We start from the raw sequence: 18,054 nt of genomic DNA on the forward strand, positions 1-18,054 counted from the left end.
CGGCACGGGGTGAGCCGAGGCGCCGACACGGTCCTCGCCCGGCGGTCGACGCGGACCGCCAGGCCGCCCGTCCGGACCGGACCGCTCCGGACCTCAGTCCGGCCGGTGCTCCGGGCCGCCGAAGTCCGGGCTGGTGAAGTCCGGGCTGGAGTAGCCGGGCCGCGCTCCCGGCGCGCCGTCGGACGGGCTGCTGAAGTCGGGCCGGGTGTATCCCAGCTGGGGGATGCGCCCAGCCCCCGGCGTACGGGGCACCGGGTAGCCCGTCCCGGCGGTGGGGTCGGCCAGCGCGTCGCGCAGGAACGGCATGATGCCCCGTTCCAGCAGCGCGTTGCGCCAGGCCTCCCGGGCCCGCGCGAGATCGTCGGGTATCGGCACGCTCTCCTCCGCGGCCACCTCGGTGGAGCTGTTGCGGAGGGCCGCCACGAGGAGCGAGACCACCGCGAAGACCAGGGCGACCACGGTGAGCCCGCCGAACAGCCAACCCGCCGTCAGCATCGTGCGTGCGAAGGCAGGTTCGGGATCGACGGCCTTCAGGCAGTAGCCCACCAGCAGGAAGATCAGCATGGCGGCGCCCGCCAGGACCGGTGCGAGGACGGCGACCACGGCACTCACGCCCGCGCCCCCGCCGTCGCCCTGGCCGTCGCCGTCCTCGGCGGTGTCCACGTCGGTGTTCGCGCGGCCCGACAGGGCCTCGTCGCGCAGTTCCTCCCGGACCTTCACGTAGTGGGTGTACTCGGCGGCAGCGGCGGCGGTCAGGAGTGCGATGGCGCTCAGGGCCATGGTGCGCAGTTGTTCGGCGTTCAGCCGTTCGCCGAGGGCGGCGAGCTCGGGCCGTTCGTCCGCCGTGCGCAGCGCCTCGTCGAGGAGCCGGTCGAATTCGGGTCGGTCTTCGGTGAGCAGGTGCGGACCGCTGGTCATGTGCATCCCCCGATGCTCCGTACGAGCCGGTTTGCCCGCGTAGAACCGGGCGCCGGCGCAGAACGGAGGAGAGCCTGCTACGGACAGGGCGATGGTAGAGCGCCCCGGCCATGGGGTGACAGGGACTTTCGGGAAATACCCCGCTCGGTGAACACTCAGTCGCGCAGCGGCAGTTGTTGGACCAGCAGTTTGCCCGCCATTGTCACGCCGCCGTCCATCGCGATGGCGAGCCCGTCCGCGTACACGTGCGGTCCGTCGACGGCTTCCGGCCCGTGTGCCTCGTCGCCGTCCTCGGTGCCCACCTCGCCGAGCAGGTACGGGATGGGGCTGTGGCCGTGGACTACGCGGCTGCCGCCGTAGGTGGCCAGCAGCCGGCGCACGGCCTGCGGGCCCGTCTCCTCGTCGCGGAAGGCGAAGCGCTTGGTGAACTTCCGGAACAGGTCCCAGGTGGTGTCGGCGTCGTTGCGGTTGAGAAGTTCGTGGATGGTGTCGTTGACGTCCTCGATGGAGTCGCCGTAGTCCAGGTACGCGGTGGTGTCGGAGTGCAGCAGCAGGTGCCCGTCCGCCAGGGTGGCCGCGTCCAGCCGGGACATCCACTGGAGGTGGACGTCCTCCAGGCGCTCCATGTCGGCGCGCTGGCCGCCGTTGAGCAGCCAGGCGGCCTGGAAGGTGGCGGTGCCGGCGCCGGAGTTCACGGGGGTGTCGCCGAACCGCTTCGCGCCGATGAGCAGCAGCTCATGATTGCCCATCAGGGCCTTGCAGTAGCCCCCGGCCGCGGCGGCCTCGGCGGACAGCCGCATGACGAGGTCGATGACGCCGATGCCGTCGGGGCCGCGGTCGGTGAAGTCGCCGAGGAACCAGATCCGGGCGTTGCCGGCGGACCACTGGCAGTCGGCGTCGATCAGGTTCTGCGCCTGGAGCTCGTGGATGAGCTCGTCGAGGTAGCCGTGCACGTCGCCCACGACGTAGAGGGGGCCGGGGCCGGCGCCCGGGGCCTCCTGCGGGACGTACTGGACCTGGACGGTGTCTCCGGGCCCGCCCGTCGCGCCGCGCCCGATCACGGGCAGGTCGCGCTGGGTGGGGGTGTAGCCGTCGAGGTCGTCCTCGGGGCCGGCGGCCGGGAACTCCGGGTGGGCGGCGTCGCCCGTGCGCTGCTGCGGAACGGCCTCCGGGGTGTAGTACGCGGGGTACTCGCCGTACACGGGCGTCTCCCCGGGCAGGCCGGCGGACACGGCGTACGGCGCGGGTTCGTTGACGGGCACCCGGAAGTCCCGCAGCGTGTCCGTCCGCATCGCGGGTCCCTGACCGGCCCCCTGAGTCATCGACCCCTCCACCACCGTCGCGCTGCCGTACATCTGCGGACCCTGCTCACCTCTGGGGCGGAGGGTCCGTGATGTCGTGCGCCCATCATAGGAATGCGGCTCGCGCTCTGTGACGCACCAGGGGTGGTGAATCCTGGGCGGAACCAAGCCTTCCTGCCGTTTTCACCCGATATAGGGGTTGTTGAAATCATCGGCGGGGCCGCCCGGCCCCGCCGATACGGCGGTCCGGTGGTCAGTCCTGGGACGGCGAGCGCGGGGGGCTGATGGTGGTCCGGGGGGTTCTGCGCTGCGAGGACGTACGGATGATCAGCTCGGTCGGGACGACCTGTTCGACGGGACGTCCGGTGTCGACCCCCTCGATCGCGTCGATCAGCAATTGCACGACGGCGGTACCGATGCGGCGCGGCTTGAGGGAGAGGGTGGTGATGGGCGGCTCGGTGTTCGCGTAGACGGTGGACTCGCTGCAGCAGACCAGGAGCAGGTCCTCGGGGACCCGCAGCCCGTAGCGCCGGGCGGCGGCGAGGAGGTCGGTGCCGTTCGGGTCGAAGAGTCCGTAGACGGCGTCGGGGCGGTCGGGCCGGGCCAGGAGCCGGTCGGCGGCGACGGCTCCGGCGCAGGGGTCGTGGGCGGGATAGGACTCGTACACCGGGTCCTGGCCGACGCGTTCGCACCAGCTGAGGTAGGCGGTCGTGGAGAGCCGGGTGTAGGTGTCCGTGGTGGTGCCGGTCAGCAGCCCGATACGGCGGGCCCCGGCGGCGGCGAGGTGGTCGAGCAGGCCCAGCACGGCGGCCTCGTGGTCGTTGTCGACCCAGGCGGTGACGGGGAGGGACCCGGCGGGCCGGCCGTCGGAGACCACGGGCAGGCCCTGGCGGACGAGCTCGCTGACCACCGGGTCGTGGTCCGAGGGGTCGATGACGACGGTGCCGTCCAGGGCCACGTTGGACCAGACGTCGTGCCGTGAGGTGGCCGGGAGGATGACGAGGGCGTAGCCGCGTGCGAGGGCGGCGGAGGTCGCGGCCCGCGCCATCTCGGCGAAGTAGGCGAATTCGGTGAAGGTGAAAGGTTCATCCCCGTACGTCGTCACGGTGAGGCCGATGAGGCCCGACTTTCCGGTACGGAGGGTGCGGGCGGCGGCGGATGGCCGGTAGCCCAGCCGGTCGGCCACCTCGCGGACGTGGCGGCGGGTGGCGTCCGGCAGCCGCCCCTTGCCATTGAGCGCGTCGGAGACGGTTGTGATGGACACACCCGCCGCGGCGGCCACGTCCCTGATGCCGGCGCGGCCCTGTCGGCCGCCGACCCGCCGGGTGGTCTCGGCCCGGCTCACGTGATGCTTCCCTGCTGCTGTCATGGCGAGCCGATAGTAGGGCTCGGAGGGCAGGGTGGTTCAGGTGCATATGCACGGGTTGACAGGCACGATTCTGCTTGGTTCGCCACCCCCAATGACCTTGGAATTGAAGGTATTTGGCGATGCGAGCCAAGGGTGGGGCCTGTCGGCGGGTACGAGCATGCCAAAACGCGGCGGCCCCGGACCGTTCGCAACTCACCTGCACGAGGGACGCGCGCCACGGCGCGGGCCACCGGCGCACGCATATATGCGCGCGCTCCCCCTGTGTTCCTGGCGCCCGCCATTCTCGGATCGGCGGAATCCTCATAAGGTGAGCAGTATTGAGTCGACGGAGACGTCGACGGGACGGTCGAGGAGGACCTGCGGTGAGCGAGAAGAGCCCGAAGCTGCGCGCCGAGCTGGACGGCATCCCCACCTACAAGCCCGGCAAGCCCGCCGCGGAGGGCGGGGCCGTCGCTTTCAAGCTGTCCTCGAACGAGAACCCCTACCCGCCGCTGCCGGGGGTCCTGGAGACCGCGGTCGCGGCCGCCCACCGTTTCAACCGCTACCCGGACATGGCCTGCACGGGCCTGGTGAACGAGCTGGCGGAACGGTTCGGCGTGCCGGCCGAGCACATCGCCACGGGCACCGGCTCCGTGGGCGTGGCCCAGTCGCTGATCCAGTCGACGGCCGGCCCGGGTGACGAGGTCATGTACGCCTGGCGGTCCTTCGAGGCCTACCCGATCATCACGCAGATCTCGGGTGCGACGTCGGTGCAGGTCCCGCTGACCGACGGGGACGTCCACGACCTGGACGCGATGGCCGCGGCGATCACCGAGCGGACGCGGCTGATCTTCGTTTGCAATCCCAACAACCCGACCGGCACCGCGGTGCGCCGGGCCGAGCTGGAGCGGTTCCTGGACCGCGTGCCCTCCGACGTCCTGGTGGTGCTGGACGAGGCCTACCGGGAGTTCGTCCGCGACACCGACGTGCCGGACGGCATCGAGCTCTACCGCGACCGTCCCAACGTCGCCGTGCTGCGTACGTTCTCCAAGGCCTACGGCCTGGCCGGGCTGCGCGTGGGCTTCGCGGTGGCGCACGAGCCGGTCGCGGCGGCGCTGCGCAAGACGGCCGTGCCCTTCGGCGTCAGCCAGCTGGCCCAGGACGCGGCGGTCGCCTCGCTGCGCGCCGAGGACGAGCTGATGGGGCGCGTCGGGGCGCTCGTGTGCGAGCGCAACCGGGTGCACGAGACGCTGCTGGCCCAGGGCTGGACGGTCCCGGACACGCAGGCCAACTTCGTCTGGATGCGGCTGGGGGAGCGGACCGCCGAGTTCGCGGCGGCCTGCGAGAAGGCCGGTGTGGTGGTCCGGCCCTTCGCGGGCGAGGGCCTTCGGGTCACGATCGGTGAGACCGAGGCGAACGACCTCTTCCTGCACACGGCGGAGGCCTTCTTCAAGGAGCTGTAAGCCCCTGAGGAGCTGTGGTCGTCAGACCAGTTCCACACGGATGGGGTCGCCGTCGCGGACGGTGGCCAGGAGGCGGGGGTCGCCGTCGAACGAGCCGAGCACGTTGCAGGGGCTCGCCAGGCGGCTCTCGCCTCCGCGTGAGATGGGCGTGGGGCCGTAGGGCAGCGCGAGGGCGTCGCCCTCGGTCCAGAAGGCGACGGTGCCGGGCTCCACGACCTGCCGGGCGTCGTGCTCCAGAGCCACGGAGACGCCCGTGTCGAAGTAGACCTCCTCGCCCCAGGTGTTCGCGGAGGCGGAGATGGGGAGGGCTGCGGCCAGCGCCTTGCTGGTCGGGGTCTCGTCGAGGGTCGCCGTGAGCAGGCCCGCGGGCCATGAGATTCGAATCTGCATGGCCACATTCAACAATCTGTTGAATTTCTTGGCTAGGGGTCCGGGGTGGTAAGCCCCCAAAGGGGCCCCCCCCTCGTTTCCGGCCGCAGCACGTAGGACATAATGCTTGTGAATGTGAACGCGTTCACAAGCGTGTCCTGCTTCCTCCCGCTATGGGTGGAACCCGCCAGGCAGACTGCCCGCTGTGACCACGGCGACGACAAGGAGAAGACGACGTGGACCTAGCTTTGGCGCCTGAGACATTGGCGCGCTGGCAGTTCGGCATCACCACCGTCTACCACTTCCTCTTCGTTCCGCTCACGATCTCGCTCGCCGCGCTGACCGCCGGCCTGCAGACCGCCTGGGTGCGGACCGAGAAGGAGAAATACCTCAGGGCCACGAAGTTCTGGGGCAAGCTTTTCTTGATCAATATCGCGATGGGCGTGGTCACCGGCATCGTCCAGGAGTTCCAGTTCGGTATGAACTGGTCGGACTACTCGCGGTTCGTGGGCGACATCTTCGGGGCGCCGCTCGCCTTCGAAGCGCTGATCGCCTTCTTCTTCGAGTCGACCTTCATCGGCCTGTGGATCTTCGGCTGGGACAAGCTGCCGAAGAAGATCCACCTGGCCTGCATCTGGATGGTCTCCCTCGGCACCGTCCTGTCCGCGTACTTCATCCTCGCCGCGAACTCGTGGATGCAGCACCCGGTCGGCTACCGGATGAACGAGGAACGGGGCCGGGCCGAGCTCACCGACTTCTGGCACGTCCTCACCCAGGACACCGCGCTCACCCAGTTCTTCCACACCATCACGGCCGCCTTCCTGGTCGGCGGCGCCTTCATGGTCGGCATCTCCGCCTTCCACCTCGCGCGCAAGAAGCACATCCCCGTGATGCGCAGCTCGCTGCGGGTCGGCCTGGTCGTCATGATCATCGCCGGTATGGGCACCGCCATCAGCGGCGACATGCTCGGCAAGGTGATGTTCAAGCAGCAGCCCATGAAGATGGCCGCCGCCGAGGCCCTGTGGGACGGCGAGGCCCCCGCGCCTTTCTCCGTCTTCGCCTACGGCGACGTCGACAAGGGCCACAACAAGGTGGCCATAGAGATCCCGGGCGTGCTCTCGTTCCTCGCGAACAGCGACTTCGACTCCTTCGTTCCGGGCATCAACGACGTCAACAAGGCCGAACAGGAGAAGTTCGGCCCCGGTGACTACCGGCCCAACATCCCCGTCGCCTACTGGGGCTTCCGCTGGATGATCGGCTTCGGCATGGCCTCCCTCGGCATCGGCGTGCTGGGGCTGTGGCTGACCCGCAAGCGCTTCCTGCTGCCGCCCGGGCTGCGCACCGGAGAGGACGAGGTTCCCCATCTCGTCCTCTTCAAGAAGGCGCTCAGCCCGCGGTTCGCCCAGCTGTACTGGCTCGTCGCGCTCTGGACCATGTGCTTCCCGCTGCTCGCCAACTCCTGGGGCTGGATCTTCACCGAGATGGGCCGTCAGCCGTGGGTGGTCTACGGAGTGCTGCGCACCAGGGACGCCGTCTCGCCGAACGTCTCGCAGGGCGAGGTGCTCACCTCGATGATCGGCTTCACTGCGCTCTACGCCGTCCTCGCCGTGATCGAGGTCAGGCTGCTCGTGAAGTACGTCAAGGCCGGCCCGCCCGAGCTGACGGAGGCCGACCTCAACCCGCCGGCCCGGATCGGCGGGGACGACCAGAACGCCGACCGGCCGATGGCCTTCTCGTACTGAGGCAGGAAGGAGCACACCATGCAGCTTCACGACGTCTGGTTCGTACTCATCGCCGTCCTGTGGACCGGCTACTTCTTCCTGGAGGGCTTCGACTTCGGCATCGGCGTACTCACCAAGCTCCTGGCGCGCGACCGCGCCGAGAAGCGGGTTCTGATCAACACGATCGGCCCCGTCTGGGACGGCAACGAGGTCTGGCTGCTCACCGCGGGCGGTGCCACCTTCGCGGCCTTCCCCGAGTGGTACGCCACGCTCTTCTCCGGCTTCTACCTGCCGCTGCTGCTCATCCTCGTCTGCCTGATCATCCGCGGCGTCGCCTTCGAGTACCGGCACAAGCGGTCCGAGGACAGATGGCAGACCAACTGGGAACACGCCATCTTCTGGGCCTCGCTGATCCCCGCCTTCCTGTGGGGGGTGGCCTTCGCCAACATGGTGCGCGGTGTGAAGATCGACCAGCACATGGAGTACGTCGGAAACCTCTTCGACCTGCTCAACGTGTACTCGCTCCTGGGCGGGCTGGTCACCCTCACGCTGTTCACCTTCCACGGTGCGGTGTTCGCCTCGCTCAAGACCGTCGGTGACATCCGGGACCGCTCGCGCGCACTGGCCACCCGGCTGGGTGTGGTGACGGCCGTACTGGCCCTGGCCTTCCTCATCTGGACCCAGGTCTCGCGCGGCGACGGCCGCAGCCTGATCGCCATGGCCGTCGCCGTGATCGCGCTGGCCGCCGCGCTCGGCTGCAACCTGGCGGGCCGTGAAGGCTGGTCGTTCGCCCTGTCCGGGATCACCATCGCGGCGGCGGTCGCGATGCTCTTCCTGACGCTGTTCCCGAACGTCATGCCGTCCTCGCTGGACGACGCATGGAGCCTCACGGTCACCAACGCCTCGTCCACCCCGTACACCCTGAAGATCATGACCTGGTGCGCCGGTGTGGCGGCCCCGCTGGTGATGCTCTACCAGGGCTGGACGTACTGGGTGTTCCGCAAGCGGATCGGTACGCAGCACATCGCCGACGCGCACTGATCCGCGCGCGTCACCCCGCCCGATCCTGCCGAGGGGATGTTTCACGTGAAACCGATCGACCCGCGCCTGCTCCGGTACGCCCGTTCCACCCGCCTCTTCCTGGGGGCGGTGGTGGCCCTCGGGCTCGCCGGGGCGGGGCTGGTCGTCGGCCAGGCGATGCTGATCGCCGAGATCGTGGTCGGCGCCTTCGAGCGGGGACTCGACGCCGGGGCGCTCCGGACGCCACTGCTGCTGCTCGCGGCGGTGGCGCTCGGGCGCGCCCTGGTCGCCTGGCTCACCGAACTGGCCGCACACCGGGCCGGCGCGGCGGTGAAGTCGGAGCTGCGCGGCCGGCTCCTGGACCGGGCAGCCGATCTGGGGCCCGGCTGGCTCGGCGGCCAGCGGACCGGCTCCCTGGTGTCCCTGGCCACCCGGGGAGTGGACGCGCTCGACGACTACTTCTCCCGCTACCTCCCCCAGCTGGGGCTCGCGGTGGTGGTGCCGGCGGCGGTCCTCGCCCGGATCGTCACCAAGGACTGGGTCTCCGCGGCCATCATCGTCGTCACCCTGCCGCTGATTCCGCTGTTCATGATCCTCATCGGCATGGCCACCCAGAGCCGGATGGACCGCCAGTGGCGGCTCCTGTCCCGGCTGTCGGGGCACTTCCTCGACGTGGTGGCGGGGCTCCCGACGCTCAAGGTCTTCGGCCGGGCCAAGGCGCAGGCCGAATCGATCCGCAGGATCACCGACGACTACCGCCAGGCCACGATGCGCACGCTGCGCATCGCCTTCCTGTCCTCCTTCGCCCTCGAACTGCTCGCCACCCTGTCGGTGGCCCTGGTCGCGGTGACCATCGGCATGCGGCTCGTGCACGGCGAACTCGACCTGTACACGGGCCTCGTCATCCTGATCCTCGCGCCGGAGGCCTATCTGCCCCTGCGTCAGGTCGGCGCCCAGTACCACGCGGCCGCCGAGGGACTGGCCGCGGCCGAGGAGATCTTCACCGTCCTCGAGACCCCGGCCCCCCGGGCCGGCGCCGGCGCTCCGGTTCCGGCCGGCGGGCCGGTCATCCAGCTCGACGCGGTCGAGGTCCGCCACGAGGGGCGCGCCGCCTCCTCCCCCGGTCCGGTGTCCCTCGTCGTCGGGCCGGGCGAGTGCGTGGCGCTCACCGGCCCGAGCGGGGCGGGCAAGTCCACCCTCCTGAACGTGCTGCTCGGGTTCGTCGCACCGACGTCCGGTCGGGTACGGGTCGACGGCACCGACCTGGCCGGGCTCTCCCTCGAACAGTGGCGGGAGCAGATCGCCTGGGTGCCGCAGCGACCGCACCTTTTCGCCGGAACCATCGCCGAGAACGTCCGCCTGGCCCGGTCCGGGGCCGACGACTCCGCGGTGGAAGCGGCGCTGCGTGACGCAGGGGCCTGGGAGTTCGTCTCCGCCCTGCCGCGCGGGACGCAGACCCTGCTCGGCGAGGGCGGCGCCGGCCTGTCCGCCGGACAGCGCCAGCGGCTGGCCCTGGCGCGGGCCTTTCTCGCCGACCGGCCGGTGCTGCTGCTGGACGAGCCGACCGCGGCACTGGACGGGGAGACCGAAGCCGCCGTCGTGGAGGCCGTACGACGTCTCACGGCCGGGCGGACCGTGCTCCTCGTGGTGCACCGCCCGGCACTGCTGGCCGTCGCCGACCGGGTGGTGGCGGTGGGCGAGGGCGCCACGGACGGTACCGCGGAGGGCGCGCTCGCGGTGCCGGCCACCGCGGCCGCCCCGCGCACCCCGGCGGAAGCGTCCGACCCCGGGGAGTGGATCCTCGGGACCGCGCGGGAGCGGACCGGCGGCGGGAACGCGGACTTGGGCGGCGGCGACCCGCTGCGCCGGGTGCGGGCCGTGGCCGCCGCCTGGCAGGGCCGGTTCCGGCTGGGCCTGCTGCTCGGAGCGCTGGCCGTCGGGTGCAGCGTCGGACTGATGGCCGTGTCCGGGTGGCTGATCTCCCGGGCCTCCGAGCAGCCGCCCGTGCTCTACCTGATGGTGGCCGTGACGGCGACCCGCGCCTTCGGGCTCGGGCGGGCCGTCTTCCGCTACGCCGAGCGTCTGGTGTCGCACGACGCCGTCCTGCGGATGCTCGCCGACCTCAGGGTCGCGGTCTACCGGAGGCTGGAGCGGATCGCGCCCGCCGGACTGCGCGAACAGCGGCGCGGGGACCTGCTCTCCCGGCTGGTGGCCGACGCCGACGCACTCCAGGACTACTGGCTGCGCTGGCTGCTGCCGGTGGGCACCGCGGTCCTCGTCGGTACCGGATCGGTGGCGTTCACGGCCTGGCTGCTGCCGGGGGCGGGCATGGTGCTCGCCGTGGGGCTGCTGGTGGCCGGTGTCGGGGTTCCGCTGGTCAGCGGGGCCTGCGCGCGCGGTGCGGAGCGGCGGCTCGCACCCGCCCGGGGCGAGCTCGCCACCCGGGTGGCCGACCTCTTGACGGGTACCGCGGAACTCACCGTCGCCGGCGCCCTCGCCGAGCGGAAGGCCCGGGCGCGGGACGCGGACGGGGCGCTCACCCGGATCGCCTCGCGCGGGGCCGCGGCCGCCGGACTGGGCGGCGGGCTGTCCGCCCTGGTGTGCGGGCTCACCGTGGTGTGTGCCGCGTTCGCCGGTGCGGGCGCCGTGGCGGACGGACGGCTGTCCGGCGTGGCCATGGCGGTGGTGGTACTGACCCCGCTCGCTGCGTTCGAGGCGGTCGCCGGGCTTCCGCTGGCCGTCCAGTACCGGCAGCGGGTGCGGCGCAGCGCCGAGCGGGTGTACGAGGTCATCGACGCGCCCGAGCCCGTCGTCGAACCGGCCGAGCCGCGGGAACTGCCCTCTTCGCCGTTCCCGCTGCGGCTGACGGGGCTCGCCGCCCGCCACGGCGGCCAGGAGCGGGACGCCCTGCACGGCCTGGACCTGACCCTGGAGGCCGGCCGGCGCATCGCGGTCATCGGGCCCTCGGGCTCGGGCAAGACCACGCTGGCCCAGGTCCTGATGCGGTTCCTGGATCCGAGCGACGGCTCGTACACCCTGGGCGGGGCGGACGCGCGCGCCCTCGACGGCGACGGCGTACGCCGCTTCGTGGGGCTGTGCGCCCAGGACGCCCATATCTTCGACAGCTCGGTACGCGAGAACCTGCGCCTCGCCCGCACCGGCGCGAGCGAGGCACACCTGCGGGAGGCGCTCGCCGCGGCCCGGCTGCTGGAATGGGCCGACGGGCTTCCGGACGGGCTCGACACCCTGGTCGGCGAGCACGGGCAGCGGCTCTCGGGCGGCCAGCGCCAGCGCCTCGCCCTGGCCCGGGCCCTGCTCGCGGACTTCCCGGTCCTCGTCCTGGACGAGCCGGCCGAGCACCTGGACCTGGCGACCGCGGACGCCCTGACGGCGGACCTGCTGGCGGCGACCGAAGGCCGGGCCACCGTGCTGATCACCCACCGGCTCGCCGGGCTGGCGGCGGTCGACGAGGTCCTCGTGCTGGACCGGGGAGCGGTCGTGCAGCGAGGGGCGTACGCGGAGCTGGCACAGGTCGAGGGTCCGCTGCGGAACCTACTGGAGCGCGAGCGGCGGGCAGGTGCGATTCCGGCCGACTGTACGAGCTGACTTTCCCTCCTAAACAGGACTAACTAGGCTCAAGAGCATGTCAGTGGAGGAGTCCCAGGAATCGCCGGAGCCCGCCCGGGAAGCACAGGACCCGATGGAGGCCGCCACCCGGGCGACCCGCAGCCTGCAAGGGCTGTCCACCGAGCTGACCGCCCGGGTACCGCAACTGCTCGAGGCCATGCGTTCCGTCGGGACCGGTCTCGAACTGCACTCCACGCTCGACCGCATCTGCGAGACGGCCGCCGAGCTCGCCGACGCCCGCTACGCGGCGATCGGTGTCGTCGACACGGACGGCCCCGGGCTCTCGGACTTCGTGACCTTCGGCCTCGGCCCCGAGCAGGCGAAGCGGATCGGCCGCCGGCCCGACGGCAAGCGGGGCCTGCTGGGCGCGCTGATCTCCCATCCCGACACGGTGCGGCTCGCCGACCTGTCGAAGGATCCCCGCTCGGCGGGCTTTCCCCCGCACCATCCGCCCATGAAGACCTTCCTCGGCGTGCCCATCAGGGTGCAGGGGGAGATCTTCGGCAACCTCTACCTCGCCGAGAAGAACGGCGGCGGCGAGTTCAACGACTACGACGTCCACATGGTCCGCGTGCTGGCCACGGAGGCGGGCATCGCCATCGGCAACGCCCGGCTGTACGAGGCCGCCACCCAGCGGGAGCGGTGGATCGACGGATCGGTGGCCGTCACGACCGCCCTGCTGTCGGGCGGGGACGCGGACGACGCCCTCGCGGTGGTCGCTGAACAGGCCCGCCACCTCGCCGACTCGGCGGCCGGGATCGTGATGCTGCCGGCGGAGGAGGGCGGCATGGAGATCGTCGCCGTCTCCGCCGACAACCCGGCCACCTCGCTCGGTGTGGTGGTCCCGGCCGAGAGCCCGGTGGTCGTCAAACTCCTCCAGGGCGAACCGGTCTTCGTGGAAGACGTCTCCGCGGATCCCCGCATGATCAGCCGGCTCACGAGCCAGTACGGGCCCTGCATGATGCTGCCGCTGCACAGCGGCGGACGGGTGCTGGGGGCGCTCGTCACCCCGCGGGCCCGGGGGCAGAAGCCCTTCACCGAGGCGGAACGGACCCTGGCCACGCAGTTCGCCTCGCAGGCCGCCCTCGCGCTGATGATGGCCGAGGCGCAGCGCGACCGGGAACGGCTCGCGGTCTTCGAGGACCGTGACCGGATCGCCCGTGACCTGCACGACCTCGTCATCCAGCGGCTGTTCGCCACCGGGATGATGCTGGAGGGCGCGCAGCGCCGCTCGATCGTCCCGGAGGTCCGTGACGGTGTGGGCAAGGCCGTGGACGAGCTGGACGTGACGATCCAGGAGATCCGCACCGCGATCTTCGCACTCCAGCAGGGTCCGGCGGAGGCCCCGTCGGGGCTGCGCACCCGCGTCCTGCGGGAGATCAACATGGCCGCCGTCCCCCTGGGCTTCAAGCCCGCGCACCGGTTCATCGGCCCGATCGACGCGGCCGTGGGTGAGCTGGTCGGCAAGAACCTGATCGCGGCCCTGCGCGAGGCCCTGTCGAACGCATTCCGTCATGCTGACGCATCCCGGATCGAGGTGGTGGTCGACTCCACCATCAGCCTGGCCGACGGCCGGCCGGGGGTGCGGCTGGAGGTCGCCGACGACGGGGTGGGGATCCCGGAGGGCGGGCGGCGCAGCGGTCTGCGGAACCTGCGCCGCAGGGCCGAGTCCCTGGGCGGCTCCAGCTGGTACGGCCCCGGTATCGGGGAGGACGCCGGCGGGACCGCCCTGGTGTGGGAGGCCCCGCTCTAGACCCTGTCCGGGCGGGTCAGGCGTGCGCGGCGCGTTCGGCGAGGATGCGCTCGATCACGACGGCCACGCCGTCCTCGTTGTTGGCCACGGTGCGGCCGGAGGCGGCCGCTATCACGTCCGGGTGGGCGTTGCCCATGGCGTAGGAGGTCCCTGCCCAGCGCAGCATCTCGACGTCGTTGGGCATGTCGCCGAAGGCGACGACCTCGGCCGGGGAGATACCGCGCTCGGAGCAGCACAGCTCCAGGGTGCTGGCCTTGGACACGCCGAGCTCGCTGATCTCCAGCAGGGCGGTCGGGCTGGAGCGGGTGATGGCGGCGTAGGCTCCGGCGGCCGACCGGGCCAGGGCGAGGAACTCGTCCGGGGCCAGCTCGGCGTGGTGCGCGAGCAGCTTCAGGACCGGCGCGGCGCTGTCGTCCGTCTCCTCGCGCAGCAGCTTCTCGGCGGTGGCGACCGTGGCCCCCGGGTCCTGGAAGAAGGGCGGGTAGGCCGGCTCGTAGTTGATGCCGGTGGTCGTCTCGACCGCGAAGGAGGCGCCGGGGACGGCCGCGCGCAGGGTCTCGACCACCGTGAGCGCGGTGGTCCGGGGCAGAGCCCGTACCTGGACGAACTCCCGTCCGGCGTGCAGGTCGACCACGGCGGCGCCGTTCGCGCAGATGGCCAGGCCGTGCCCGTGCACGTGATCGCTGACCACGTCCATCCAGCGGGCCGGGCGTCCGGTGACGAAGAAGACCTCGATCCCGGCCTCCTCGGCGGCGGCGAGGGCGGCTACCGTGCGCAGCGAGACGGATTTGTCGTCGCGCAGCAGGGTGCCGTCAAGGTCGGTGGCGATGAGCCGGGGTGCGGGGAAGGGCCCGTCCGGGCGCTGGGGAGCCGAGGTCACGGCTCCATCTTCGCCCATGGGTTCCCACCCGTTCACCAAGATCGGCCAGAGATGTTTCACGTGAAACGTGGCTCACAGCGCGGGAAGGGTTCGCACCGTAGGCTCAGTGACATGAGTCTTCGCCTGAGCACCGTGATCCTGCCGGTCCGTCCGTGGCACGATGGCGGTCGTGACCAGTGGGAGCGGGCCGAGCAGCTCGGGTTCCACACGGCCTACACCTATGACCACCTGACCTGGCGCACCTTCCGCGACGGCCCCTGGTTCGGTGCGGTTCCCACCCTGACCGCGGCGGCGGCCGTCACGACCCGGCTCCGTCTGGGGACGCTGGTCACCTCGCCGAACTTCCGGCACCCGGTGACCCTGGCCAAGGACCTGATGTCCCTGGACGACATCTCCGGCGGGCGGATCACGCTCGGTATCGGCGCGGGCGGCAATGGCTTCGACGCGACCGCGCTGGGGCAGGAGGAATGGAGCCCCCGTGAGCGCGCGGACCGCTTCGCCGAGTTCGTTCCGCTGCTCGACCGGCTGCTGACCGAGAGCGCGGTGACCCACCACGGCACCTTCTACTCCGCCGAGGAAGCCCGCAACATCCCCGGGTGCGTTCAGCGCCCGCGGCTGCCGTTCGCCGTCGCCGCGACCGGCCCGCGGGGTGTGAGGCTCGCCGCTGAGTTCGGCCAGGCCTGGGTGACCGCAGGTGACCCCAAGGTCTTCGAGGGAACGCCCGAGCAGTCCCTGGAGGCCCTGCGCGGACAGGTCGGCAAGCTGGAGAAGGCCCTGGCCGAGGCCGGCCGGGAGCCCGAATCCATCGAGCGGGTCCTGCTGACCGGGTTCACCCCGGAGCGCGGCAGCATGCTGGAGTCCGTGGACGCCTTCGTCGACTTCGCCGGCCGTCACCGCGAGCTGGGCTTCACCGAGCTGGTCGTCCACGCCCCGATCCCCGACTCCGACTTCGCGGCCGACGAGGCCGTCTTCGAGCGGATCGCCACCGAGGCACTCGCGCAGCTGGGCGCCTGACGGCCCGCTGCCTGTCATCCCGCCGGGGTTCCCGCGCCGCTACTGGAAGCGCAGGAACTCCGGCGGTACGGCGTCGGCCAGCCACACTCCGTTGGCGCTGACCCGGAAGACGTGCCCGGCCGCATACATCGCCGCGGCGTCCACCGGGAGCACCACCGGCCGTCCCCTGCGCGCGCCCACGCGGGCGGCCGTCTCACGGTCGGGCGAGAGGTGCACGTGGTGGCGTGCCATCGGGCGCAGCCCTTCGGCGCGGATCGAGTCCAGGGCCGCGGCGACGGTGCCGTGATAGAGGTACGCGGGCGGTTCCGCCTCCGGCAGGTCCAGGTCCACCGCGACGGTGTGGCCCTGGTTGGCCCTGATGCGGGTGCCGTCGATGGTGAACCGCTGTTTGTCGTTCGTGGCGACGACGTGATCCAGCTCGGCACGGCTGACCGGGAAGCGGTGCGCCGCCGCCGCGCGCAGGAGGTCGTCGATCTCCACCCAGCCCTGCGGGTCGAGCGTCAGTCCGATGCGTTCCGGCTGGTGCCGCAGGTGTTTCGAGACGTATTTGGACACCTTCACGGTGCGTCGGTCATCCATGTCCCCAGCTTGATGGCTCGGGCGGGTACCCGGCAGCGATTTTCCGCCCCCGCGTGACGTCCCAAGGCCGGCACTCCCTCTATTAAGTTTCCAAGATACGGAATATATTTTCCGCTAGAAGCTCATTCGGAGGGAGAAACTATGACAAGTAAGGCTTCACTGCTGCGGCGCACGGCTGCCGAGCTCGTCGGCACCGCGGGCCTGCTCGTGGTCGTGATCGGGTCCGGTATCCAGGCCGCGTCCCTCAGTCGCGACACCGGTGTCGCCCTCGTCGCCAATTCGCTGGCCACCGCCATCGGCCTCGGCCTGATCATCACCCTCTTCGGCCCCCTGTCCGGTGCCCACCTCAACCCCGTCGTCACCCTCACCGCCTGGTGGGCCCGCCGCGCCGGCGGCGAGGGGCTCGCCGCGCGGGAGGCCTTCGCCTACGCCGGCGCTCAGACCGCCGGGGCCATCGGCGGTGCCGTCGTGGCCGAGATGATGTTCGGCCGCACCCCGGGGACCTTCTCCACCCAGGTCCGCGACGGCGGTCACCTGCTGATCGGCGAGATCGTCGCGACCGCCGGTCTCGTCCTGGTCATCCAGGGGCTCGGCCGCATCGGCCGCCCGAGGCTCACCCCGGCCGCGGTCGCCGCGTACATCGCCGCAGCCATCTGGTTCACCTCTTCGAGCTCCTTCGCCAACCCGGCCGGCACGATCGGCCGCGCCTTCAGCGACTCCTTCACCGGCATCGCCCCGCAGTCGCTCCCCGGCTTCCTCGCCGCGCAGCTGGCCGGAGGCGTCCTTGGCCTCGCCCTGGCCACGCTCCTGTACGGACGCGAGCGCGGCCGGGTGACGTCGGGTCAGGCGGCCTCCGGGAACACGCCTTCCGGGGAGGCGGACGCCCAGACCCCCCTGGCCGATATGCCCCGCCCCAGTACCGGGTTCGAGACGACCATCTGACACAACACGCCTGTTGCCCACAGGAAAACGGGAGTTGTCCACAGCCGTTTCGGCGGGTTTCAGTGCTATCTGAGCGATTCGCCCTGGGGATCGCCTGTGGACTACCGATCGAGCATTACCGGCCGCCCCGGCTGGCCAGGTCGTTCATCGTCCGGGCCTGGAGCTCCCGTTCCGTCGCGGCCCGGACGAATTCCGCCACGTGCTCCGGACCCACCAGTTCCTGCACCGCCCGCACCGTCGCGGCGGGCAGGGCCACCGGAGCGGGCCCCGCCGGCTGGACCGCTCCGGGAGCGCCGAGGTGCCGCTGGAGGTGCCGGGTCGCGAACAGCCGCATCGCACGTGCCAGTTCGGCGTCGACCGTCTGCTGGGCCAGGGGCCGCAGCCGACGCACCATCGTCGCCGCCTCCGCCGCGTCCGAGTCCGTCGGCGGAACCTGACCGAGGTAGCGGGCGAAGACGTGCTCGGTGGTGAACTCCAGGAAGCGCGAGGCGATGTGCTCGACCTGTCCGCGCAGCTCCCGCAGATGACCGGTGATCGCCGTGAGGGGCACCCCGGCCGCGTACAGCTCGGCCGCGACCGCCAGCTCCTGCGGGGAGGGCACCAGGAACTCGTCCGGACGGCCCGGGATGCGCTCCAGCACCCCGAGCTCACACGCCTCGTCCACCGCCCCGTCGTCCGGCAGCCCGCCGAACCGGGCATGCAGGTCCTCGCGGCTGATCCGGTCGGCCTCCTCGTCCGTCCACGGCCCCTGCACCTCCGCCACCAGGCCGAGTACGCCGCCCAGCCCGCGCCCCGCGTCCCAGGCCTCGAGCAGTTCCTTGATGGAGGCCAGGGTGTAGCCGCGGTCCAGCAGGTCGGCGATCTGGCGCAGCCGCGCCAGGTGCGTGTCCCGGTACACGTTGGACCTGCCCCGCCGCTCCGGCTTCGGCAGCAGACCGCGGTCCTGGTACGCGCGGATGGTGCGCACGGTCGCGCCGCTGTGGTGGGCCAGATCTTCGATCCGGTACTCGGCTGGCGCCTGATCGGACAATCCCGGCTCCCTACGACATGGCGGCTCGGCCGACCGCGCCCGCCGCGGTCCGGGCGGCAGGAGGCGCCGCCAGGTACTCGACCGCCGTG

14 protein-coding genes are annotated in these 18,054 nt (G+C 71.5%); 7 read left to right on the forward strand and 7 right to left on the reverse strand.

From position 1 onward, the window contains the following. Nucleotides 1-93 precede the first annotated feature (93 nt). The 3 genes from BX286_RS18945 to BX286_RS18955 form a co-directional block, all read right to left on the reverse strand. Entirely contained in the window at nucleotides 94-924 is an 831-nt protein-coding gene (locus tag BX286_RS18945; protein ID WP_079428688.1) for a hypothetical protein, read from the reverse strand. A 149-nt stretch (nucleotides 925-1,073) separates the two neighbouring features. Then, on the reverse strand, nucleotides 1,074-2,255 hold the full coding sequence (locus BX286_RS18950; RefSeq protein WP_121017688.1) for a metallophosphoesterase: 1,182 nt from the start codon (nucleotides 2,253-2,255) through the stop codon (nucleotides 1,074-1,076). 217 nt (nucleotides 2,256-2,472) lie between these two features. Then, nucleotides 2,473-3,588, reverse strand: a complete 1,116-nt coding sequence (locus BX286_RS18955) for a LacI family DNA-binding transcriptional regulator (RefSeq protein ID WP_079428690.1) — start codon at nucleotides 3,586-3,588, stop codon at nucleotides 2,473-2,475. Between the two features lie 362 nt (nucleotides 3,589-3,950). Between BX286_RS18955 and hisC the strand changes: the two genes are divergently transcribed. Next, complete coding sequence (hisC, locus tag BX286_RS18960) at nucleotides 3,951-5,030, forward strand: histidinol-phosphate transaminase (RefSeq protein WP_079428692.1); 1,080 nt, start codon at nucleotides 3,951-3,953, stop codon at nucleotides 5,028-5,030. Between the two features lie 21 nt (nucleotides 5,031-5,051). Here hisC and BX286_RS18965 read toward each other — a convergent pair whose 3' ends face one another. Then, a complete protein-coding gene (locus BX286_RS18965) occupies nucleotides 5,052-5,420 on the reverse strand; it encodes a cyclophilin-like fold protein (protein WP_100863306.1) in 369 nt (122 codons plus the stop codon). 215 nt (nucleotides 5,421-5,635) lie between these two features. Between BX286_RS18965 and BX286_RS18970 the strand changes: the two genes are divergently transcribed. The 4 genes from BX286_RS18970 to BX286_RS18985 are packed head-to-tail and all read left to right on the forward strand — an operon-like array spanning nucleotide 5,636 to nucleotide 13,520. After that, entirely contained in the window at nucleotides 5,636-7,141 is a 1,506-nt protein-coding gene (locus BX286_RS18970; protein ID WP_100863305.1) for a cytochrome ubiquinol oxidase subunit I, read from the forward strand. Between the two features lie 18 nt (nucleotides 7,142-7,159). Beyond that, complete coding sequence (cydB, locus tag BX286_RS18975; RefSeq protein WP_079428698.1) at nucleotides 7,160-8,161, forward strand: cytochrome d ubiquinol oxidase subunit II; 1,002 nt, start codon at nucleotides 7,160-7,162, stop codon at nucleotides 8,159-8,161. A gap of 45 nt (nucleotides 8,162-8,206) precedes the next feature. After that, on the forward strand, nucleotides 8,207-11,746 hold the full coding sequence (gene cydD / locus BX286_RS18980) for a thiol reductant ABC exporter subunit CydD (RefSeq protein WP_121015578.1): 3,540 nt from the start codon (nucleotides 8,207-8,209) through the stop codon (nucleotides 11,744-11,746). A gap of 37 nt (nucleotides 11,747-11,783) precedes the next feature. Then, complete coding sequence (locus BX286_RS18985; RefSeq protein ID WP_121015579.1) at nucleotides 11,784-13,520, forward strand: GAF domain-containing sensor histidine kinase; 1,737 nt, start codon at nucleotides 11,784-11,786, stop codon at nucleotides 13,518-13,520. A 16-nt stretch (nucleotides 13,521-13,536) separates the two neighbouring features. Here the strand turns inward: BX286_RS18985 and BX286_RS18990 are convergent, their stop codons facing one another. Next, nucleotides 13,537-14,418, reverse strand: coding sequence for a Cof-type HAD-IIB family hydrolase (locus tag BX286_RS18990; protein WP_185117306.1), 882 nt, complete (start codon nucleotides 14,416-14,418; stop codon nucleotides 13,537-13,539). Nucleotides 14,419-14,511: 93 nt separating this feature from the next. On the opposite strand from BX286_RS18990, the gene BX286_RS18995 reads away from it, so the two are divergent. Beyond that, on the forward strand, nucleotides 14,512-15,414 hold the full coding sequence (locus tag BX286_RS18995) for an LLM class flavin-dependent oxidoreductase (RefSeq protein WP_079428707.1): 903 nt from the start codon (nucleotides 14,512-14,514) through the stop codon (nucleotides 15,412-15,414). A gap of 39 nt (nucleotides 15,415-15,453) precedes the next feature. Here the strand turns inward: BX286_RS18995 and BX286_RS19000 are convergent, their stop codons facing one another. Beyond that, complete coding sequence (locus tag BX286_RS19000) at nucleotides 15,454-15,993, reverse strand: RNA 2'-phosphotransferase (RefSeq protein WP_079428709.1); 540 nt, start codon at nucleotides 15,991-15,993, stop codon at nucleotides 15,454-15,456. 141 nt (nucleotides 15,994-16,134) lie between these two features. Between BX286_RS19000 and BX286_RS19005 the strand changes: the two genes are divergently transcribed. After that, nucleotides 16,135-16,935, forward strand: coding sequence for an aquaporin (locus BX286_RS19005; protein ID WP_121015581.1), 801 nt, complete (start codon nucleotides 16,135-16,137; stop codon nucleotides 16,933-16,935). A gap of 115 nt (nucleotides 16,936-17,050) precedes the next feature. Here the strand turns inward: BX286_RS19005 and BX286_RS19010 are convergent, their stop codons facing one another. Then, a complete protein-coding gene (locus tag BX286_RS19010; RefSeq protein ID WP_079428712.1) occupies nucleotides 17,051-17,965 on the reverse strand; it encodes a MerR family transcriptional regulator in 915 nt (304 codons plus the stop codon). Between the last annotated feature and the right edge of the window lie 89 nt (nucleotides 17,966-18,054).

Origin of the sequence: Streptomyces sp. 3211.6 (genome assembly GCF_003634815.1) — a bacterium.
In the GTDB taxonomy this organism is placed as follows: domain Bacteria; phylum Actinomycetota; class Actinomycetes; order Streptomycetales; family Streptomycetaceae; genus Streptomyces; species Streptomyces katrae_A.